The sequence below is a fragment of the Rhizobacter terrae genome, assembly GCF_003852895.1.
Lineage (GTDB): Bacteria > Pseudomonadota > Gammaproteobacteria > Burkholderiales > Burkholderiaceae_C > Albitalea > Albitalea terrae.
The window spans coordinates 195,933-217,185 of sequence record NZ_QUSW01000004.1; the positions used below are offsets into that span (position 1 = coordinate 195,933).

18 protein-coding genes are annotated in these 21,253 nt (G+C 67.4%); 4 read left to right on the top strand and 14 right to left on the bottom strand.

From position 1 onward, the window contains the following. From DZC73_RS15765 to DZC73_RS15795, 7 genes are all read right to left on the bottom strand, one after another. Positions 1-1,002: a helix-turn-helix domain-containing protein gene (locus tag DZC73_RS15765; protein WP_124541311.1), complete on the bottom strand. Its 1,002-nt coding sequence runs from the start codon at positions 1,000-1,002 to the stop codon at positions 1-3. Then, the gene (gene pilW / locus DZC73_RS15770; RefSeq protein ID WP_124541312.1) at positions 995-1,867 is read right to left on the bottom strand and encodes a type IV pilus biogenesis/stability protein PilW; all 873 of its coding nucleotides are present in this window, start codon (positions 1,865-1,867) and stop codon (positions 995-997) included. Before pilW ends, DZC73_RS15765 begins: the two co-directional genes overlap by 8 nt. Beyond that, the gene (gene rlmN / locus DZC73_RS15775; protein ID WP_235835152.1) at positions 1,864-3,111 is read right to left on the bottom strand and encodes a 23S rRNA (adenine(2503)-C(2))-methyltransferase RlmN; all 1,248 of its coding nucleotides are present in this window, start codon (positions 3,109-3,111) and stop codon (positions 1,864-1,866) included. The genes pilW and rlmN overlap by 4 nt, the downstream gene beginning before the upstream one ends. Before the next feature lie 34 nt (positions 3,112-3,145). Next, entirely contained in the window at positions 3,146-3,571 is a 426-nt protein-coding gene (gene ndk / locus DZC73_RS15780; RefSeq protein WP_124541313.1) for a nucleoside-diphosphate kinase, read from the bottom strand. Positions 3,572-3,699: 128 nt separating this feature from the next. Beyond that, positions 3,700-5,784, bottom strand: a complete 2,085-nt coding sequence (locus DZC73_RS15785) for a pseudouridine synthase (protein ID WP_124541314.1) — start codon at positions 5,782-5,784, stop codon at positions 3,700-3,702. After that, complete coding sequence (gene scpB / locus DZC73_RS15790; RefSeq protein ID WP_124541315.1) at positions 5,781-6,734, bottom strand: SMC-Scp complex subunit ScpB; 954 nt, start codon at positions 6,732-6,734, stop codon at positions 5,781-5,783. The genes DZC73_RS15785 and scpB overlap by 4 nt, the downstream gene beginning before the upstream one ends. A gap of 242 nt (positions 6,735-6,976) precedes the next feature. Beyond that, positions 6,977-7,945 carry an RluA family pseudouridine synthase gene (locus tag DZC73_RS15795; protein ID WP_124541316.1) on the bottom strand — a complete coding sequence of 323 codons (969 nt, stop codon included), beginning with the start codon at positions 7,943-7,945 and terminating at the stop codon, positions 6,977-6,979. A gap of 41 nt (positions 7,946-7,986) precedes the next feature. Here DZC73_RS15795 and DZC73_RS15800 point away from each other — a divergent pair, with 41 nt between their 5' ends. Continuing rightward, complete coding sequence (locus tag DZC73_RS15800) at positions 7,987-8,805, top strand: outer membrane protein assembly factor BamD (protein ID WP_235835153.1); 819 nt, start codon at positions 7,987-7,989, stop codon at positions 8,803-8,805. A gap of 14 nt (positions 8,806-8,819) precedes the next feature. Here DZC73_RS15800 and DZC73_RS15805 read toward each other — a convergent pair whose 3' ends face one another. Then, positions 8,820-10,820 (bottom strand): ATP-dependent DNA helicase, encoded by a 2,001-nt coding sequence (locus DZC73_RS15805; RefSeq protein ID WP_124541317.1) that lies wholly within the window; start codon positions 10,818-10,820, stop codon positions 8,820-8,822. Further along, the gene (locus DZC73_RS15810) at positions 10,817-11,020 is read right to left on the bottom strand and encodes a YdcH family protein (protein ID WP_124541318.1); all 204 of its coding nucleotides are present in this window, start codon (positions 11,018-11,020) and stop codon (positions 10,817-10,819) included. The genes DZC73_RS15805 and DZC73_RS15810 overlap by 4 nt, the downstream gene beginning before the upstream one ends. A 127-nt stretch (positions 11,021-11,147) precedes the next feature. On the opposite strand from DZC73_RS15810, the gene DZC73_RS15815 reads away from it, so the two are divergent. Beyond that, entirely contained in the window at positions 11,148-11,915 is a 768-nt protein-coding gene (locus tag DZC73_RS15815; RefSeq protein WP_124541319.1) for a PP2C family protein-serine/threonine phosphatase, read from the top strand. Positions 11,916-11,933: 18 nt separating this feature from the next. On the opposite strand, the gene DZC73_RS15820 is transcribed toward DZC73_RS15815, so the two are convergent. The 5 genes from DZC73_RS15820 to DZC73_RS15840 all read right to left on the bottom strand — a co-directional run bounded on the left by DZC73_RS15820 (position 11,934) and on the right by DZC73_RS15840 (position 19,354). After that, entirely contained in the window at positions 11,934-12,572 is a 639-nt protein-coding gene (locus DZC73_RS15820; protein WP_124541320.1) for a hypothetical protein, read from the bottom strand. After that, on the bottom strand, positions 12,569-13,666 hold the full coding sequence (gene zapE / locus DZC73_RS15825) for a cell division protein ZapE (protein WP_124541321.1): 1,098 nt from the start codon (positions 13,664-13,666) through the stop codon (positions 12,569-12,571). The genes DZC73_RS15820 and zapE overlap by 4 nt, the downstream gene beginning before the upstream one ends. A 7-nt stretch (positions 13,667-13,673) precedes the next feature. Beyond that, on the bottom strand, positions 13,674-15,101 hold the full coding sequence (gene lpdA, locus DZC73_RS15830) for a dihydrolipoyl dehydrogenase (protein ID WP_124541322.1): 1,428 nt from the start codon (positions 15,099-15,101) through the stop codon (positions 13,674-13,676). Between the two features lie 11 nt (positions 15,102-15,112). Then, positions 15,113-16,390: a 2-oxoglutarate dehydrogenase complex dihydrolipoyllysine-residue succinyltransferase gene (gene odhB, locus DZC73_RS15835; protein ID WP_124541323.1), complete on the bottom strand. Its 1,278-nt coding sequence runs from the start codon at positions 16,388-16,390 to the stop codon at positions 15,113-15,115. Between the two features lie 105 nt (positions 16,391-16,495). Beyond that, positions 16,496-19,354 carry a 2-oxoglutarate dehydrogenase E1 component gene (locus DZC73_RS15840; RefSeq protein ID WP_124541661.1) on the bottom strand — a complete coding sequence of 953 codons (2,859 nt, stop codon included), beginning with the start codon at positions 19,352-19,354 and terminating at the stop codon, positions 16,496-16,498. A gap of 343 nt (positions 19,355-19,697) precedes the next feature. On the opposite strand from DZC73_RS15840, the gene ssuE reads away from it, so the two are divergent. Continuing rightward, positions 19,698-20,270, top strand: coding sequence for an NADPH-dependent FMN reductase (gene ssuE / locus DZC73_RS15845; protein ID WP_124541324.1), 573 nt, complete (start codon positions 19,698-19,700; stop codon positions 20,268-20,270). Beyond that, a complete protein-coding gene (locus DZC73_RS15850) occupies positions 20,267-21,244 on the top strand; it encodes a sulfonate ABC transporter substrate-binding protein (protein WP_124541325.1) in 978 nt (325 codons plus the stop codon). The genes ssuE and DZC73_RS15850 overlap by 4 nt, the downstream gene beginning before the upstream one ends. Positions 21,245-21,253 lie beyond the last annotated feature (9 nt).

Here is a 21,253-nt window from a genome sequence, read left to right on the forward strand (position 1 = left end):
CTACTTCAATTCAAGACGGGCCACGTTGTTGGACGTGCTGGTGCTCAGGTCCAGCGCCTGGCCGCGGAAGCTCACCTCGGTCTCGCGGGCATTGCCGATCTTCACCCGAAGCGGCGGCGCGCCGTCCAGCAGCAGCACCTCGCCGGGGGCCACGGTGCGGCCGATGAGCACGCGCAGCTTGGCATCACGCACCTCGACCCAGCTGGCAGCGTGGGCACGGATCTGCAAGGCGCCGGCCGCTGCCGTCGAAGCCGAGAGCGTGCCGGAGGCCAAGGCATTGGAGGGTGGCGCGGCCGATGCGACGGGCATCGGCGCAGCCGCCGTGGTCGCCGAAGGTACGCTGGCAGCCGCGCCAGGGGCAGAGGCTGCGGGTGCCGAAGGCATGGGCGCGATGTCGGCCACGGGCGGTGCCATCAGCACGGCGGATGCACTGCCGGGTGCCGTGTCCACGGGGGTCGAAGTGGTTGTGGTCGTGGTCGTCGCTGCGGGCGCACTGGCCGGCTGAGGCGACGGCAATTGCGGCAGCGACGGCAGCCAGCCGCTGGGCAGCAGGTACACGGCCACCGCTGCGATCAACAGCAGCAGCGGCGCCCAGATCGCCGGACGGACCACGGCCGACCAGTCGCTGGGTTCACGGCGTCCGGGGCGGTCGCGGAATGGTGCATTGATGCCCTCGCCGACCTGCTCCAGGCGGTGCCCCGTGGGCGCCGGCAGCAGCGCCAGCACCGGCGCCGGATCGATCTTCAGCGCGCGGCACACCGTCTGTGCCAGGGCACGGGTGAAGGTGGCGTCGTGCAGTTCATCCAGCCGGTCGGCCTCCAGGGCCTCCAGCTTCTTCTGCGCGACCTTGATGGACGCAGCCAGCGCCGCAATGTGCAGCCCCTGCGCCTGGCGCGCCTCGCGCAGGATGGCGCCAGCGGTGCGCGGTGTCTGTGCCTGCGCGGGTGCCGGATTGTCGGTGCCGGAATCTCCGCCCGAGCCGCCCACGATGCCGTCACTCATCGAACTTCCCCTGCTCGAAGACGACGGCCTCGCGCGACTGCGGGAAACGGCTCTTGATCTGCGAGCCCAGGTCCTGCACGCCCTGGGCATTGCCCAGGCGCTTCTCGATGCGCGCAGCCAGCCACAGGGTCTGGGCGTTGCTCACCGTGGCGTTGCTGTTCACGCGGCGGATGTAAAAGCGCGCGCGTTCGTATTCGCCGCGGTGAAAGAGCACTTCCGACAGGTTGACCGCCGTCACCGGATTGCCGGGATCGTTCTCATAGGACTTGGTCAGCGTGCCCTCGGCCTGCGCCCACTCGCCGGCACGTGCCTGGCAGATGCCCTGCGTGAGCAAGGTGCGCGGTGAATCGCGGTACTGCGGCACGGCCAGGGCCTGGCGGAACAGGGTGTCGGCCTCGCCGAAGCGCTTTTGCTGGCACAGATACCAGCCGAAGTTCTGCATGGCGTCCGCGTCGCGCGCGTCGATGCGCAGCGCGTGTCGGAAACTTTCCTCAGCCAGGCGGTCATCGCCGAGGTTGGCGTAGATGAGGCCGCGCAGGTTGTAGGCCGCCCCGAGGTTCGGGTCCGCGGTGATCGCCTGCTTCACCTCATCGAGGGCGGTGGTCATCTGGCCGCGGCTGAAATAGGCGGTGGCCAGCTCCATGCGCACACGGGCGCGCTTGGCGGAATCGGGTTCATCGGAGGCGGTGACGCGGTCGCGCGTCTCGCCAGTGCTCGTCGTGGTCGCCCCCGAGACGGATGAACCCGTGGGCACGCCGCCGACGGACGTGGTCGACGTGGTCTGGCACGCCGAAAGCACGACCGCCGCCACGATGGCCACGGCCCACACACCGATGCGCCTGTCGGCGCCGAAGTCCCAACTCATGCCTTCGTCTCCTGCTTGTTCTGCGTGTCGCTCCAGCCATGCTGGCCTTCGCGATGAATGCGGATCGGCGAGCGCGTCGAGATGCGTTCCTTGACGCGGGTCCTGTCTTGCACTTCTCCGGCCAGTTGGCCGCAGGCGGCGTCGATGTCGTCGCCGCGGGTCTTGCGGATGGTGGTCACCACGCCCGCATCCTGCAAGATGCGTGCAAAGGCCGTGACGCGCTCGCGCGGCGAACGCTTGAGGCCGGATTCCGGAAACGGGTTGAAGGGGATCAGGTTGAACTTGCACGACACCTTGTCGCGCACCAGCTTCACCAGTTGCTGCGCGTGTTCGGGCGTGTCGTTCACGCCATCGAGCATGCAGTACTCGAAGGTGATGAAGTCACGCGGCGCCGCTTCGAGGTAGCGATTGCAGGCGTCCAGCAGCTCGGCGATCGGGTACTTGCGGTTCAGCGGCACGAGGTCGTCGCGCAGCGTGTCGTTCGGGGCATGCAAAGACACGGCCATCGCCACCGGGCAATCGTCGCGCAGGCGGTCGATCATGGGCACCACGCCGGAGGTGGACACCGTCACGCGACGGCGCGACAGGCCGTAGCCGTGGTCGTCCAGCATCATGCGCAGCGCGGGCACCAGGGCGGCGTAGTTCTGCAGCGGCTCGCCCATGCCCATCATCACCACGTTGGTGATGGCCCGTTCGCCCTCGGCGAGGTTCAGGCGCTTGCGAAGGTGGTGCTCGGCGAACCACAGCTGGGCGATGATCTCGCCGGTGCTGAGGTTGCGGCTGAAGCCCTGGTGGCCGGTGGAGCAGAAGCGGCAGCCCACGGCACAGCCGGCCTGCGAGGACACGCACAGCGTGCCGCGATCGTCTTCGGGAATGAACACCGACTCGACGGCATTGCCGCCACCGACGTCGAACAGCCACTTGATGGTGCCGTCCGCCGAGGCCTGCTCGGTCGCGACGGTGAGCGGACGGATCTCCGCCCGCTTGGCGAGCTTCTCGCGAAGGGACTTCGCGAGGTCGGACATCTGGGAGAAGTCCGACGCGCCCTTGTGATGAATCCAGCGGAACAGCTGGGTGGCGCGGAAGCGCTTCTCACCCAGTTGCTCGCAGAACGCCGCCAAGCCCTCGTGATCGAACTCGAGCAGGTTGACGAGCGAGCCCTCGGCGCCCTGTGCAGGCGCCAGCGCCCCGAGGGGGCTGTCACCCGCCTTGGGGCGGTTCGGCGGCGGGCTCATGTCATTCATCGGGATGCCTCAAACTTCGAGGCCACGGCCGCGATCAGCGGCTGTAGACATTCATGCCGGGGAAGAAGAACGCCACTTCGACAGCGGCGGTTTCCGGAGCGTCGGAACCGTGCACGGCGTTGGCGTCGATGCTGTCGGCGAAGTCGGCACGGATGGTGCCCTTCTCGGCCTTCTTCGGATCGGTCGCGCCCATCAGCTCGCGGTTCTTGGCGATGGCGCCTTCACCTTCGAGCGCCTGGATCATCACCGGGCCGGAGATCATGAAGTTGACGAGGTCGTTGAAGAAGGGACGGGCCTTGTGCACCGCGTAGAAGGCCTCGGCCTCGCCGCGCGACAGGTGCGCCATCTTGGCTGCCACGACCTTCAGGCCGGCGGCTTCGAAGCGCGCATAGATCTGGCCGATCACGTTCTTGGCCACGGCATCGGGCTTGATGATCGAAAGGGTACGTTCGAGCGCCATGTTTTTCTCTCCTGGAATCAAAGTCTTGGCAAAGCCTTGCATTGTATCGCTTGAACCCCTGTGGGCTTGTGTCAAAGGGGTCGCGACGGGCCGTTGAAACGGCCCTGAAACTGTCCTTGGGCCGACGCTCAGCGGCCGCGGCGGTTGCCGCCGAATCCACCGCCGCCGCCGCCGCCCCCGCCACCGCCTCGGCCGCCCCGGCCGCCACCGCGGTTGCCCTTGCGGTGGAAGGCATCGGCGCCGATGTAGCCCACCGAGGTCTGCAGCGGATCAGGCTCGCGCGGGCCGCCCTTCTTGCCGCCCTGCGGGTTGTTCTGGTTGCTGCTGCCGCCTGCGCCGAAACCACCGCCACCGCTGCGGAAGCCTCGTCCACCGACCGCCGTGCGCGGGTTCTGGACGAAGCGCTTGTCGAAGGTCTGCTCCAGCGGATTCGGGATGCGGGAGTGGTCGATCTCCTCGTCGCCGTCGAAGTCCCGGTCGTCGCGGTCGCGGCCCGGGTCGGCGCGCACGTTGTCCTGCGGGCGGTTCACGCGCTGCGGGTTGTTGCGATCGTTGCGATCGTTACGCGGACCACGGTCGTTGCGATCATTGCGGTCATTGCGCGGGTTCCGCTTGTTGCGGTTGTTGCGCCCACAGCGGTCGTCGCGAGCCTGGCCCTGCCCCTGGCCGCCACCGGCCAGCTGGCGGATGGCGCGCACGTCGTCCTGGCCCAGGTCCACCCACACGCCGCGCTTGAGACCGCGCGGCAGCACCACGGTGCCATAGCGGATGCGGATGAGCCGGCTCACGGTCAGGCCCACCTCGTCGAAGAGCTTGCGCACCTCGCGGTTGCGCCCTTCGGTGATGACCACGCGGTACCAGTGGTTGGCGCCTTCGCCGCCGCCGTCCTCGATGGACTTGAAGCTGGCGGCCTGGCCGTCCACGGTCACGCCTTCGAGCAGCTCGGCCTTGCTGTCCTCGTCGAGCTTGCCCAGCACGCGCACGGCGTACTCGCGCTCCACGCCGAAGCGCGGGTGCATGAGCTGGTTGGCGAGTTCGCCGGAATTCGTGAAGAGCAGCAGCCCTTCGGTGTTCAGGTCCAGCCGGCCGACGGACTGCCACTTGCCCTGTTGCAGGCGCGGCAGGCGGCGGAAGACGGTAGGACGGTGCTGCGGATCGTCGTTGGTGACGACCTCGCCCACCGGCTTGTGATACGCAATGATGCGCGGCGGCGGCGGCAGGATGCGCACCCTCACCGGCTTGCCTTCGATGGCCACGCGGTCGCCAAAGGAAATGCGCTGGCCGACGTGCGCCGTCTGGCCGTTGACCGACACCTTGCCGTCGATGATGGCCTGCTCCATGTCGCGGCGCGAGCCGATGCCCGACTGGGCCAGCACCTTGTGCAGCTTGGGCGCATCCGGCTCGGGCAGCAGCACGCGCTTGGGCGGCACCGGCTCCTCGGAGGTCTCGCCGTCCACGTCGTAGGCGCCGGACATCACCTCCTGGAACACCTCGCCGACGTCGGCCGGAGGCAGGTTGGGGGTGGGTTCCGCGGCCGGTGCGTCTTCGTCGTCGTCGCCCTCTTCGGCGGCCTCGGCACGGGGCGGTTCAGCGCCTGCGTCCTGGAAGTCGCCATCGCCGCGGCCGCGCTTGCGGTCGCGGCGGTTGCGGCGGCGGTTGGAGCGGTCGGCGCCGCGCTCGCCTTCACCGTCCTCGGCCTGCGGTGCGCCTTCGCCCTCTTCACCCTGCTCGCCAGAGGATTCGGCAGGCTGCACGCCGGCCACGACAGCCGGCGTCGATTCCTGCACCGCAGGTGCGGGCTGCTCCACCGCGGGCAGCGGAAGTTCGGCCTGGACCGGCAGGCCCATGTCCGCCGCGGCTGCCACCAGTTCCGGCGGCGCCTGCACCTTGACCTTGGTCGCGCGCTTGCGAGGCGCCTTGGCCGGAGGCTCCTCAGCAGCCGCCTCTGGCGTTGCATCGGCAACGGGCTCGGCGCCAGGGGCCGCAGGCTCCGCATCCGCAGCCTTGGCTGTGCGGCGCTTGCGCGCGGGCTTCGGGGCTTCCTCGGCTGCAACTTCCTCAGGCGCCTCGCTGGGCGCGGCTTCGGCCGCTGCCTTCACCGTTCTCTTGCGGCGCACCGTCTTGGCCGGTGCGGCCTCACCCTCGTCGCCCGAAGGCACCGCCGCGGAAGCGTCGGTGTCCGGAGTGGTCGCATCATCTGCGTTGGCGTTCATGCTTCAGGTTCCATCGGGGCGGCGTTGGCCGCGTGCTCGGTTGACGGGGAATTGGGTTCGGTGTGGGGGTTGTCGGCAGGCTGCGCGGAAGCGGCCTGCGCCGGCTCGTCGGCATCGGTGGTTTCGGCACTGATGTCGCCCGGTTCGTCGGCCTCGGCGCTCGACGTTTCGGGAAGCCTGTCCTCCTCCGCGGAGGACTCGTTGGAGGTGGTCGCCACGGCGTTGTCGGCCACGGCTTGCGCCTGCGGCTGTGCGCCAGCCTCGGGCAGTTCTGCCGATTCGGCAGCGGCGTCCACAGCCACCGTCTCGGCACTTTCGCTCGCTGCCAATGCCACCAACGCCGGTTGGCCGGCATCGTCCAGCGCGAGCGCACCTTGCGGATCGATCAGCGAGCCCTGCTGCTCGGCCAATCCTTCGGCCATCTTGTCGACGACCTCGCCGGGCGCGCCGATCATCGGCAGTTGCTCCAGGCTGGACAGGCCCAGGTCATCGAGGAACTGCCTGGTGGTCGCGAACAGCGCGGGACGCCCCGGGGCTTCGCGGTAGCCGATGGCCTCCACCCAGCCGCGGTCCTCCAGCTGCTTGATGATCTGGCTGGCCACGGTGACGCCGCGGATGTCCTCGATGTCGCCACGGGTGACGGGCTGCTTGTACGCGATGATCGCCAGCGTTTCCATCACCGCCCGCGAGTACTTCGGCGGCTTCTCGGGATTCAGGCGGTCCAGGTACTCGCGCATCTCCGGACGGCTCTGGAAGCGCCAGCCGGTGGACAGCGGCACCAGCTCGACGCCGCGGCCTTCCCAGTCGCGCACCAGCTCATCGAGCATGGACCGCAGCGTGTCGGGGCCGATCTCGTCGGCGAAGAGAGTGCGCATGTCCCGCAGCGGCATGGGCTGCTGCGCACAGATGAGCGCCGTCTCAAGGACGCGTTTTGCATCCTGCGTGTTCATGCAACTTCGTTCACATTCCTGGGCCGGGTGCGCCGGCAACTTGGGTCAGTGGTTCAGTGGGTCTCGCGGGTCGGCCAAACAGCCTTCACGGCGCTGGCGCTTGCCTGTGGACTCGTCGCGCAACTCGCGGGGAGTCCGTCGTCGCGCCCTTGGGGCGCGGCTCGCTTCGTGGCCTCTCGCTTTGTCATCAATACCGCGGCAAGGCACGAAGGATGACGCATTGTATCCAAGGTCAGGGCGATTCAGTGCCCCGGCGTGATCTGTTTCCACGCCGCGACGAAATCGGCGGGCGGCTCGGCGATGAATTCCAGCGGCGTTCCGAGGATGGGATGCTCGAACGCCAGGCGTTGCGCGTGCAAGGCCTGGCGCTGCATGCCCAGCACGTTCGACCCGCCGTAGACCGCATCGCCCACCAGCGGATGCCCCCTGGAGGCCAGGTGCACGCGGATCTGGTGCGTGCGACCCGTGTGCAGGGTGCAGCGCAGGCCGCTGAACGTGTCGGAGTGCACCAGCACCTGCACGTCGGTCATCGCGGGTTTGCCCGAAGCCACGACGGCCATGCGCACCCGCGACTGCGGATCGCGGCCGATGGGCGCCTCGATGCGTAGGGTGTCGCTGCGCGGAACGCCGTGCGCGATGGCCAGGTACTGCCGGTGCACGTTGCGCGCCGCGATCTCGCGCACCAGCGCCGTGACCGCCTGCAGGCTTTTGCCCACCACCATGAGGCCGGAGGTGTCCTTGTCCAGCCGATGCACGATGCCGGCCCGAGGCAGGGTGGCTGCCGCCTTGTGATGGGCCAGCAAGCCGTTCAGGATGGTGCCCGACCAGTTGCCCGCTGCCGGATGCACGACGACGCCCGCGGCCTTGTCGATGACCAGCAGGTGGTCGTCCTCGAACAGCACCGACAGCGGCACGTCCTCCGGCCGGAAGGCCTGGCTCTCGGGCGTGGGGACCAGTTCGACCGCGATGCGCTGGCCGGCCAGCACCTTGCGCGAGGCGGTCGTGATGGCGCGGCCGTCGACGGTGACGTGCCCGCCGTCGACGAGCGTCTGCAGGTGGCTGCGCGAGAATTCCGGCACGAAGCTCACCAGCGCCTTGTCCAGCCGACTGCCGTGCAGCGTGTCGCCGACCACGCACTCGCGGGTCTCGGCGTCGTCGCTGCCCGGGCTGTCGGGCTCGTCGGAACCCTCAACCCTATAATCCGGGCTCATTTTTCGACGGGACGGCGCTGCGCGCGGCAGCCCATCAGTACATGAATCTGAAGCATTCTGCAGTTCGGGCCTCGGGCCTCGTGATGTCGGTTCTGATGGCCTCGTGGCTGGTGGCCGGTTGCGGCACCACGACCAAGGATGAAACCTCCGGCTGGTCGACCGACAAATTGTATTCAGAGGCCAAGGAAGAAGCGGCCAACGGCAACTACGAGCGTGCCGGCAAGCTGTTCGAGCGCCTTGAAGGCCGTGCCGCCGGCACGCTGCTGGCCCAGCAGGCCGAGATCGAACATGCCTACGTGCTCTACAAGACCGGCGAGAAGGCCCAGGCACTGCAGACCCTCGAGCGCTTTCTCAAGCTGCATCCCACCAGTCCGGCGGCCGACTATGCGCTGTACCTGCAGGGCCTGGTGAACTTCAACGACAACCTGGGCATCCTGGGCAGCATTGCCAAGCAGGATCTGTCCGAGCGCGACCAGCAGGCGTCGCGCGACGCGTTCCAGTCCTTCAAGCAACTGGTCGACCAGTACCCGCAGTCCCGCTACGCCGAGGACGCGCAGGTGCGCATGAACTACATCACCAACTCGCTGGCGCAGTACGAAGTGCACGTGGCACGCTACTACTACCGGCGCGGGGCCTACGTGGCCGCCGCCAACCGCGCCCAGCAGGCGGTGCAGGAGTTCCAGCAGTCGCCCTCCAGCGAAGAGGCGCTGTTCATCATGATGCGCAGCTACGAGAAGCTGGGCTTGGTGCAGCTGCACGACGACGCCCAGCGGGTGCTGCGCCAGAACTTCCCGACCAGCCCCTACCTCACCGCCGAAGGCCTGCGCTCGAAGGAGCGCTCGTGGTGGCAGTTCTGGTGATGTGACCCGGCCGTTCAGATGAACGGCAGGCTCATCCCCGACAACTCTCCAAGCCACGCCAGCGCATCGGCCTGGCTGGCCACAGGGGCCATGGGCGGCAAGGCCTCGCGCAGGCGCTTGCCGTAGTTCATGCCCGCCATGCGCGGGTCGCACACCACCAGCAGGCCACGGTCCGTCTCGCTGCGAATCAGCCGTCCCGCGCCCTGCTTGAGCGACACCGCCGCTTCGGCCACGAAGTAGTCGGCGAAGGGATTGCGGCCCTCCTGCTCGAGCCGCTTCACGCGGGCTTCGACCAGCGGATCATTCGGCGGCGGAAACGGCAGCTTGTCGATGAGCACGCACTGCAAGGCATCGCCCGGCACGTCGATGCCTTCCCAGAAGCTTTGCGAGCCCACCAGCACAGACCGCGGCTGATTGAGGAACTGCTGCATCAGCTGCCGCTTGGGCACGCTGCCTTGCAGCAGCACCTGGATGTCATCGCCCTGCCCGTCGAAGTTCTCGCGCAGCGCCTCGCCGATGGTCTGCAGCGCCCGCAGCGTGGTGGTCAGCACGAAGGTGCGGCCACCAAGGGCACGCGCGCAGTCGGCGGCCAGTTGGGCCACGCAGCGGGAATGGTCCGGCTCGTTGGGCTTCGGAAAGCCTCGCGGCACGTACAGCCGCGCATGGTTCGGATAGTCGAAGGGACTGCCGGCGCGCAGCGTCTTCGCATCGGTGAGGCCCGCCGACTCGGTGAACCACGACAGCTTGTCGTCATCGCCCAGCGTGGCGGAAGTGAAGACCCAGGCCTTGGGGGCACGCTCCATCTGCTCGCGCAGGGCATCGCGGATGTCCAGCGGTGATTCGACCAGCCTGCACTGGTGCGGCGTGAGGTCGATCCATCGCACGTTGCCGGCTTCGGCCTCCTTGGTGAAGCGCAGTGCCAGCGATGCCAGCGATGCGGCCCGTTCGGACAGCTTGTCGAAATCAGGCCCCAGCTCATCCACCGTTTCCAGCGCCTGCCTGGCGGCCTCGCAGGCCGCACCCAGTGCATTCAACGACTCGGCGAACTCCGGCTTGCCCGCACGCTCTTCCCATCGAAGCTTCAGGCTGCCGCGCACCTCGCGCAGGTGGCCGGCACAGACCATGCGCAGGTCCCGCGCGGCCCGGTCGCAGGCCGAAGACAGGTCTGCCCACGGCGCGAGGCCGCGGGCCTGCTGCAAGCCGATGCCCAGCATGTCGCGTGCGAAGTCGATCACCTGCCCGCTGCCCATGGTCGTGCCCAGGAACTGCACGCCGGCCTCGCCCAGCTGGTGGGCCTCGTCGAACACGGCCACCTCCACGCTGGGCAGCAACTCGGCCACGCCACTGTCGCGCAAGGCCATGTCGGCGAAGAAGAGATGGTGGTTCACCACCACGACGTCGGCGGCCATGGCGTCGCGCCTGGCCTTCATGACGTGGCACTGGCGGTACTCGGGGCATTCGCTGCCCAGGCAGTTCTCGCGCGTGGAAGTGACCAGCGGAATGACGCTGCTGCGTTCATCCAGGCCTTCCATCTCGGCGAGGTCGCCGCTGACGGTCTTCTGCGCCCACTGCTCCACCTTGGCCAGCGTGCGCACGGCCCACCGGTCGGGCAGCGATGCCGACTGGCGCGCCTGGTTCAGCCGATGCGTGCACAGGTAGCTCGACCTCCCCTTCAGCAGCGCGATCGTCACCGGCACCTGCAAGGCATCACGCAGGCGCGGCAGGTCGCGCAGGAAGAGCTGGTCCTGCAGGCTCTTGGTCGCGGTGCTGATGAGCGCGCGCTGGCCCGACAGCAACGTGGGCACGAGATAAGCGAAGGTCTTTCCCACACCGGTACCGGCTTCAGCGACCAGGGCCTTCTTCTCGTCGATGGACCCTGCCACCTCCAGGGCCATGTGCAATTGCACCTCGCGCTCGCGGTAGCGCGGGTCCGCCTGCGACAGCGCGCCGCCCTGGGCAAATGCGTGCACCACCGCCTCCTGCAGAGGCGACCGGGCCTTGGGTTCTTCGGTCATGCAGGCTCGGGCGGATCCAGCTCGGCTTCCAGCCGCGAGATCTGGTCACGCAGGGCCAGGCGCCGCTTCTTGAGCCGGCGCAGGACGAGCTCGTCGTCCGGCTGCTCGACGAGTGCCTTGTCGATCAGGTTGTCCAGATCGGCGTGTTCCATGCGCAGCTCGATGAGACGGCGCGAGAGCGAGTGGAGGTTGTCGTTCATGGGCTGCGTCAAGGCACTCGGGATTGGCCCTCATGCGTTGCGCGGGTGTGCATTTAGTGGGATCAAGCCTCGAATTCGCAAGATTACTGCGATGGCATTGAATGCAAAACGATTATAGTTTTCGACCATGAGCACCACGACGCTGGGTTATCGCCTGTCGGCCGCCACCGGAATCCACCGCGGCGATCGAGCCTACCAGCAAGACCAGGTGCAGATCATCCCCCATGCCCGTGTTCCGGGCTGTGCCCTGTCAGTACTCGCCGACGGCATGGGCGGCAAGAGCGGTGGCCGCAAGGCGGCCGACCAGGTCATCCTCACCGCGCAGCAGTTGTTCGAACGCTACGTTCCGTCGCGCGACGACCCGGCCGAGGCGCTCAAGCAACTGGTGCTCGAAGCCCACCTCATGATCAAGTTGACGGCCATCACCTCCGAAGAGGAGCCGCACAGCACGGTCGCGTCCTTCATCATCAGCCCCAATCGCGAATGCGACGTGATCCACGCCGGCGATTCGCGGGTCTATCACTTCCGCGGGCCCGACATGATGACCCGCACGATCGACCATTCCTTCGTGCAACGCCTGGTCGACGAGGGCCAGCTTACCGAAGAAGAAGCCAACAACCACCCGCAGTCCAACCTGCTCACCGGCTGCCTGGGCACCACGCAGGATCCGCCGCTGACCGCCGGGCACATCAACCGGCTGGAAGTCGGCGACAGCATGCTCGCCTGCAGCGATGGCCTGTGGCACTACTTCACGCCCAAGGAACTGGGCGCCATCGTCCACGCCCTGCCCCCGCGCGAGGCCAGCGAGATGCTGGTGAGCAAGGCGAGGCAGCGTGCACGCGGGGGCGGCGACAACCTCTCGCTGGCGCTGATCCGCGTCGATCCGCTGGGCTGAGCGCTCGGCTTGCTTGAATCAATTCCTGGACGCCGCTGATGCAGGCGTCGGCAACGGCTTGGCTGGCGGCTTCCCATTGGCCGCGCGCTGGGCGTTGCGCGCTTCCACCTCGGCCCGGTGCTCGGCGGCTTCCTTCTGCCGCTTCTCGTAGGCCTGAGCCTTTTGCTCGTGCACTTCCATCGCCGATGCATTCGCCGAGGCCGGCGTGGCCACGGCCGCTGGCGGCTCCTGCTTGAGCACCGCGGCCGGCGATGACGCCGCCGCTTCAGGCTGGCTGACCGCAGGCTCCACCCGTTGGCGACGGCGCTTCTGCGCAGCCGCTTCGCGCTGCTTGGCCTCGTCTCCGCTCACCTTGGAGCGGATCTCGTCCATGCGCTGCGCCGCACGCTGCTTGCGCTGCGCCTCGTCCAGCACTTCCTGTTGCTGGCGCAAGCGGTCCAGGGCTTCACGTCGGTCGCGGCGTGCCTGGTCGAGGCAGGGTGTGACGACGAAGCGCTGCCGGCACTCGATCTCGCGAGCCTTGTAGGTCGCATCCGCCTGGTCGCGCTCGCGCTTGATGCGGTCGCGCTCGGCACTCTCTTGCACAGGGTCCATCGCCTGCACGGCGGTGGATGCAAAGCAGATGGCGAGCAGGACGGCGCAAGTGGCGTACTTCATGTCAGCGAAGTATCCACATCCCGCCGGGCGAGCGCGAGGAATTCCGCAGACTGCATCTCGGACAAGCGCGAGACCGTGCGCGGAAACTCATGGGCCAGGGGCCCTTCGGCGTACAGCTCCTCCGCCGGCACGGCGGCCGACATGATGAGCTTCACGCGGCGGTCGTACATCACGTCCACCAGCCAAGTGAAGCGGCGTGCCTCGGAGGCGTGGCGCGGTGTCATCTGCGGCACGTTGGACACCATCACCGTGTGGAACTGCGTGGCCAGCTCCAGGTAGTCGTTCTGCGAACGCGGGCCGCCGCACAGCTCCTTGAAGTCGAACCACACCACGCCGCCAGCGCGCCGCTTGGCACGCAGCTCGCGGTGCTCGATGTACAGGACCTTGCTTTCATCCTTCGCTTCGGCCAGCCGCTCGAAGGCGTTCGCCATCTCGACGTCCGCGATCGGCCCGAGTGGCGTGTGATACAGCTTCACCTGCTCCAGCGTGCGGCGCCGGTAGTCGGTGCCGTTGTCCACGCTGATCACCTCCAGCTTGGCCTTCAGGAGCTCGATGGCCGGCAGGATGCGGTCGCGGTGCAGGCCGTTGGGATACAGCTCGTCGGGATGGAAGTTCGAGGTGGTGACGATGCTCACGCGGTTCTCGAACATCGACTCCAGCAGCCGGTGCAGGATCATCGCGTCCGTCACGTCGGCCACGTGGAACTCATCGAAGCAGATGAGCCGGTAGCGCCGCGAGATGCGCAGGCCCAGCTCCTGCAGCGGGTTCACCGTGCCCTTGAGTTCCTGCAGCTCGCGGTGCACCTCGCGCATGAACTCGTGGAAGTGCAGCCGCGTCTTGCGGGTGAGGGGCACGGCATTGAAGAAGCAGTCCATCAGGAAGCTCTTGCCGCGCCCCACCCCACCGTACATGTACACCCCTCGCGGGATGGGTGGCCGGCTGATGAGCTTAGTCAGCGCATTGCTGCGCCGGGCCTTGTAGTCGGCCCATTCGTTCTCGCAGCGCTCCAGTGCGTCGATGGCGCGAAGCTGCGCCGGGTCGGCCTTGTAGCCGCGCTCGGCGAGCGTCGCCTCATAGAGTTCGCGGACCGCCACGAACGGATCAGAAGTTCAGCGTGCGCTTGTCCACCGCCAGCGCCGCTTCCTTCGTCGCCTCGCTCAGGCTCGGGTGAGCGTGGCAGATGCGCGCGATGTCTTCTGCACTGGCCTTGAACTCCATCGCCACCACGGCTTCGGAGATCAGCTCCGAGGCCATCGGCCCGACGATGTGCACGCCCAGGATTTCGTCCGTCTTCGCATCGGCCAGGAACTTCACCATGCCCGTGGTGTCGCCCAGCGCCCGCGCCCGGCCATTGGCCAGGAACGGGAAGGTGCCGGCCTTGTAGGCACGGCCCGCGGCCTTGAGCTGCTGCTCGGTCTGGCCCACCCAGGCGATTTCCGGCGAGGTGTAGATCACCCACGGAATGGTGTTGAAGTTCACGTGCCCATGCTGGCCGGCGATGCGCTCGGCCACGGCCACGCCTTCTTCCTCGGCCTTGTGCGCGAGCATCGGGCCACGCACGACGTCGCCCACCGCCCAGACGTTGGGCAGGTTGGTCTTGCACTCGTCGTCCACGACGATGGCGCCGCGCTCGTCGAGCTTCAGGCCGACAGCCTCAGGGTTCAGGCCGATGGTGTTGGGCACGCGGCCGATGGACACGATGAGCTTGTCCACCTCGAGGGTCTGCGCCTCGCCCTTGGCCGTGGTGTAGGACACCGCCACGCCCTTCTTGCCGGACTTGACCTCGCCCACCTTCACGCCCAGCTCGATCTTCAGGCCCTGCTTGGTGAAGGCCTTGTGCGCTTCCTTGGCGATCTGCTCGTCGACGGCGCCGAGGAAAGTCGGCAGCGCTTCGAGCACGGTCACCTCGGCACCCAGGCGGCGCCACACCGAGCCCATCTCCAGGCCGATCACGCCCGAGCCGATGAGGCCCAGCTTCTTCGGCACGGATGCGACGCGCAGCGCACCGTCGTTGGAGAGGATGTTCTCCTCGTCGAACGGTGCGCCGGGCAGTGCGCGGGCGTTGGAGCCCGTGGCCAGGATGACGTGCTTGCCGGTGATGCTCTCTTCAGCCGCACCCGCCACCTTGATCTCATAGCCGCCATCGGCAGCCTTCACGAACGAACCACGGCCATGGAAGAACGTGACCTTGTTCTTCTTGAACAGGTACAGGATGCCGTCGTTGTTCTGCTTCACGACCTGGTCCTTGCGGGCCAGCATCTTCGAGACGTCGATGCTCAGGTCCTTCAGGCCGATGCCGTGGTCGGCGAAGTGGTGGCCGGCATGCTCGAAGTGCTCGCTGGACTGCAGCAGCGCCTTGGAGGGAATGCAGCCCACGTTCGTGCAGGTGCCGCCCGGTGCGGGGCCGCCCTTGCCGTTCTTCCATTCGTCGATGCAGGCGGTGTTGAAGCCCAGCTGCGCTGCGCGGATGGCCGCGATGTAGCCGCCCGGGCCGCCGCCGATGACGACCACGTCGAATTGCTTGCTCATGGTCTCGCTCCTCAGATGTCGAACAGCAGGCGAGCGGGATCTTCGAGCGCCTCCTTCATGGCCACCAGGCCCAGCACCGCTTCGCGGCCGTCGATGATGCGGTGGTCATAGCTCATCGCGAGGTAGTTGATCGGACGCACCACGACCTGGCCGTTCTCCACCACCGCGCGGTCCTTCGTGGCGTGCACGCCCAGGATGGCCGATTGCGGCGGGTTGATGATGGGGGTGGACAGCATCGAGCCGAACACGCCGCCGTTGGAGATGGAGAAGGTGCCGCCGCTCAGCTCGTCGAGCGAGAGCTTGCCGTCCTTGGCCTTCTGGCCGAACTCGGCGATCTTCTTCTCGATGTCGGCGAAGCTCATCTGGTCGGCATTGCGCAGGATGGGCACCACCAGGCCGCGCGGCGAACCCACCGCGATGCCGATGTCGAAGTAGCCGTGGTAGACGATGTCGTTGCCATCCACCGAGGCGTTGAGCACCGGGTACTTCTTGAGCGCTGCCACCGCGGCCTTCACGAAGAAGCTCATGAAGCCGATCTTGACGCCGTGCTCCTTCTCGAACTTCTCCTGGAAACGCTTGCGCATTTCCATCACCGGCGCCATGTTCACCTCGTTGAAGGTGGTGAGGATGGCGTTGGTGGACTGCGATTGCAGCAGGCGCTCGGCGACGCGGGCGCGCAGGCGGCTCATCGGCACGCGCTGCTCGGGGCGGTCACCCAGGTTCTGCATGACGGGCGCGGCCACCGGGGGCAGCGGCTTGGCAACGGCCGGTGCGGCGGGCGTCTTGACAGCCGGCGCAGCAGCGGCTGCGGGCTTGGCGCCGCCTTCGAGCGCGCCGAGCACGTCGCCCTTGGTCACGCGGCCGTCCTTGCCCGTGCCGGCCACGGAGCCGGCGGCGAGGTTGTTGTCGGCCATGAGCTTGGCAGCGGCGGGCATGGCCACGTCGCTCTTGGAGCCACCGGCAGCGGCGGCGGGTGCAGCAGCGGCCACGGGAGCAGCGGCAGCAGCCGGAGCCGGAGCAGCGGCGGCAGCGCCCGGCTTGGCAGCGGCTTCGGTGTCGATGCGCGCGATGACTTCATCGCTCACGCAGCTCGAGCCGTCGGCCTTCACGACCTCGGCCAGCACGCCAGCGGCCGGCGCGGGCACTTCCAGCACGACCTTGTCGGTCTCGATCTCGATGAGGATTTCGTCCATCGCCACGGCTTCGCCGGGCTTCTTCTTCCACTGCAACAGGGTGGCTTCGGCCACCGACTCGGACAGTTGCGGGACCTTGACTTCTACGATTGCCATTTCTTGTCTTTCGGTATTCACATCGCCGCGCGAGCCGGCCGCCTCCAGGCGGCCGCACTCAGGCGGTCAAGGCGGCGCGCAGCGTCCGCCATGACCGCGGCATGATCACTTGGTGAGCACGAAGCCCTTGAGCTTGCCGAAGGCCTGGTCGAGCAGCGCCTTCTGCTGTTCCTGGTGCAGGTGGGCGTAGCCGACCGCAGGCGACGCCGAGGCCGGACGGCCGGCATAGCCGAGCTTCTGGCCTTCGGTCATGTTCTCGTGCACGTAGTGCTGCACGAAGAACCATGCGCCCTGGTTCTGCGGCTCGTCCTGGCACCACACGATCTCGGTGGCGTTCGGGTACTTCTTCAGCTCGGCGGCGAAGGCCTTGTGCGGGAACGGGTACAGCTGTTCCACGCGCACGACGACCGTGTCGAAGGACTTCTTCTCGTCGCGGCGCTTGATCAGGTCGTAGGCCACCTTGCCCGAGCAGGCAATGATGCGCTTGACCTTGTCGGCCACCACGTCGGGATGGCTCTCGCCGATCACGGTACGGAACTCGCCCTTGGTGAACTCGGCCAGCGGCGACGACGCATCCTTGTTCCGAAGCAGCGACTTCGGCGTCATGATGATCAGCGGCTTGCGGAACATGCGCACCATCTGGCGGCGCAGCAGGTGGAAGATCTGGCTGGCCGAGGTCGGCTGCACCACCTGCATGTTGTTGTCCGCGGCGAGCTGCATGAAACGTTCCAGGCGGGCCGAGGAGTGCTCGGGGCCCTGGCCTTCGTAGCCGTGCGGCAGCATCAGCGTGAGGCCATTGGCGCGGCCCCACTTCACCTCGCCCGAGGCGATGAACTGGTCGATCACCACCTGCGCGCCGTTGGCGAAGTCGCCGAACTGCGCTTCCCAGATCACCAGCGTGTTCGGATCAGCCGACGCATAGCCGTATTCGAAGCCGAGCACGGCCTCTTCGGACAGCAGCGAGTCGATGACGACGAATGGAGCCTGGTTCTCGGCGATGTGCTGCAGCGGGGTGTAGGTGCCTTCGTCCCACTTCTCGCGCTTCTGGTCGTGCAGCACGGCATGGCGGTGCGTGAACGTGCCGCGGCCGCAGTCTTCGCCCGACAGGCGCACGGCGTAGCCGCTGGCCACCAGCGAGGCGTAGGCCAGGTGCTCACCCATGCCCCAGTCGACGTTGATCTCGCCACGGCCCATGGCCGCGCGGTCGGCGATGACCTTCTCGACCAGCGGGTGGGCCTTGAAGTTGGCGGGCAGCGTGGTGCAGCGCTCGGCCAGGCGCTTCACCTCGGCCAGCGGCAGCGCGGTGTCGGCCGCGTCCGTCCACTTCTTGCCGAGGAAGGGCGACCAGTCCACCGCGTACTTGCTCTTGTAGTTGGTGAGCACCGGGTCGTTGGTGTGCTTGCCGGCGTCCATGGCGGCGCGGAAGGCCTTGACCATGTCGTCCGGACCCTCGGCGGGCAGCACCTTCTGAGCGACGAGCTTGTCGGCGTACAGCTTGCGCGTGCCGGGGTGCTGGCCGATCTTCTTGTACATCAGCGGCTGCGTGAGGGCGGGCGTGTCCTGCTCGTTGTGGCCGAGCTTGCGGAAGCACACGATGTCGACCACCACGTCCTTGTTGAACTCCTGGCGGTAGTCCAGCGCGAGCTGCGTGCACAGCACCACGGCTTCCGGGTCGTCGCCATTCACGTGCAGCACGGGGGCTTCGATCATCTTGACCACGTCCGTGCAGTACAGCGTGGAGCGGGTGTCGCGCGGGTCGGAGGTGGTGAAGCCGATCTGGTTGTTGATGACCAGGTGCACCGTGCCGCCGGTGTAGTAGTAGCGGGTCTGGGCCAGCGCCAGCGTTTCCATCACCACGCCCTGGCCGGCGAAGGCCGCGTCGCCGTGCACGAGGATGGGCAGCACGGAGTCGCCTTCCTTGTCGGAACGGCGATCCAGGCGGGCCTTCACGGAGCCTTCGACCACCGGGTTCACGATTTCCAGGTGCGAGGGATTGAAGGCCAGGCTCAGGTGGACGGGGCCGCCAGGCGTGCTCATGTCGCTGGAGAAGCCCTGGTGGTACTTCACGTCACCAGAGGGCAGGTTCTCGGGGGCGGTGTGCTCGAACTCGCTGAAGAGTTCGGCAGGCGCCTTGCCCAGGGTGTTCACCAGCACGTTCAGGCGGCCGCGGTGGGCCATGCCGATCACGATCTCCTGCACGCCCTTGGCGCCGCCGCGCTGCACCAGTTCGTCCATCGAGGCGATGAAGCTCTCGCCGCCTTCCAGCGAGAAGCGCTTCTGGCCGACGTACTTGGTGTGCAGGTAGCGCTCCAGGCCTTCAGCGGCCGTGAGGCGGTCGAGGATGTGGATCTTCTGCTCGGCCGTGAACGTGGGCTTGGAGCGGATGGCTTCGAGCTTTTGCTGCCACCAGCGCTTTTCAGTCGGCTCGGTGATGTGCATGTACTCGGCGCCGATGCTGCCGCAGTAGGTGTCGCGCAGCGCCTGCACGATCTCGCGCAGGGTCATGTTCTCGGCGGTGGTGAAGTAGGTGTTCGTCGCGCTGAACGAGATGTCCATGTCGGACTCGCTCAGGTCGTAGAACGCCGGCTCCAGCTCGGGAATCTTGGGGCGTTCCTGGCGCTTGAGCGGATCGAGGTCGGCCCAGCGGGAACCCAGGAAGCGGTAGGCGGCGATCAGCGACTGGACGTGGACCTGCTTGCGCGCGATGGCGAGGTCGGTGCTGCTGGCCTTGTTGCCGAAGGCGTTGGCCTTGGCGCGCTGCGCGAAGGACTCGATGACCGGCGCGTGCGGGACGTCGCGGGACTCGGAGCCGTCAACAGCGGGAACGTTTTGCAGCGCGTCGAAGTACGCGCGCCAGTTGTCGGGCACGGAGCCCGGGTTGTCGAGGTACTGTTCGTACATCTCCTCGACATAGGGCGCATTGCCCCCGAACAGGTACGAATTCGACCTGTATTCCTGCATCATCTCGCTCACCTCTTGCGCCGGTTTCCGGCACGACAGTGGGTTGAAAAACCTTCCGCGACACGGCTTGACCGGTTGGCGGATTGCGACCCGCCTTTACTGTTGCCAGAAAAGGGGACGGGAAGGACCTTGGTGGTACGGGGCGCACTGTAACACCGTTGTACCCGCCCCGATGTTGCGTATGACGCAATCCCGCGACGCGCAAGTGCTGGTACGCATATGCCCATAAGACCGGCCGGTCTCGGCGATATGCACCGCTTCCATATGCAAGCTCGAACGAATTCCTTCGTGTGCACGAAGGCCAGCACTACCGTGACGGCATCGCAACACAGCACGCCCCACGCCCATGCAGGTCGTCAGTCTGTCAGGAAGCCCATCGCCACGCTCGCGCTCCGCGTGGCTGCTGGAATGGGCCCACAAGCACCTCGCCCCGCGCGCGAAGACCGCACGCCAGCTGAACCTTCGCGGACTGCCGGCGTTTTCCCTGCTGACCGCTGACTTCCGCGACCCGGACTTGTGCTCGGCCATCGACGCCGTGCTGGATGCCGACGTGGTGCTCGTCGGCACGCCCGTCTACAAGGCGGCCTACAGCGGCTTGCTCAAGACCTTCCTGGACCTGCTGCCCCAGGACGCCCTGGCCGGCAAGGTGGTGCTGCCCCTGGCCACCGGCGGATCGCCCGTGCACCTGCTGGCCATCGACTACGCGCTCAAGCCCGTGCTGGGCGCCCTGGGCGCGCGCCACCTGCTGGACGGCGTGTTCGTGGCCGATTCGCAGATGCCCCCTCACGACACCCTGGGCTACCTGCCCGACGACGCCGTGCTGGCTCGCCTGGAGCGCGCGCTGGCGCCGCTGGCCGCGCAGTGGCCGGCCCTGCCCCATTCCACCCCGTCTCGACTCCCGATCACTGAATCCGCATGAACACCTCGCTCATCCGCCGAAGCCTTGTCCATGGCCTGCTGGGCGCCGCCCTTTTGCTGACCGGCCATGCCTTTGCGCAGACCGCCAAACAGACGCTGCGCATCGGCTACCAGAAGTACGGCACCCTCACCTTGCTGAAAGCACGCGGCGATCTCGAAAAACGGCTCGCACCGCAAGGCATCGAGGTGAAGTGGACCGAATTCCCTGCCGGCCCGGTGCTGCTGGAGGCACTCAACGTCGGCTCCATCGACTTCGGTACCGTGGGCGAAGCGCCGCCCATCTTTGCCCAGGCAGCGGGCGCGGACCTCCTGTATGTCGCGAACCAGCCGCCAGCGCCGACGGCCGAGGCCATCGTCGTGCCCAAGGGCTCCACGCTGAAGTCGGTGGCCGAACTCAAGGGCAGGCGCGTCGCGCTCAACAAGGGTTCGAACGTGCACTACCTGCTGGTGCGCGCGCTCGAGCAGGCCGGCCTGAAGTACACCGACATCCAACCCGTGTTCCTGCCGCCGGCCGATGCCCGGGCCGCCTTCGAGCGCGGTGCCGTGGACGCCTGGGTGATCTGGGATCCCTTCCTCGCCGCTGCCCAGCAGCAGCTGGGCGCACGGGTGCTGGCCGACGGCAGCAAGCTCGTGGCCAACCACCAGTTCTACCTGGCCTCGCGCGGCTATGCCGAGAAGCAGCCACGCGTCATCCAGGCCATCGTCGAGGAACTGGCCAGGCTCGACCAGTGGGCCGACAAGAACCCGAAGGACGTCGCCCAGTTCCTCGCGCCGCAGATCGGCCTGGACGTGAACATCGCCGAGACGGCCGCGCGCCGCTTCGGCTACGGCATCCAGCCGATCACACCGGCGGTCGCCGCCGAGCAGCAGCGCATCGCCGACGCCTTCTTCGCGCTCAAGCTGATTCCGAAGGCCATCCGCATCGCGGATGCCTTGCCCGCAAAGGGGCAGGCCACGGCACAGGCTGATCGCTGAAACGGGGCC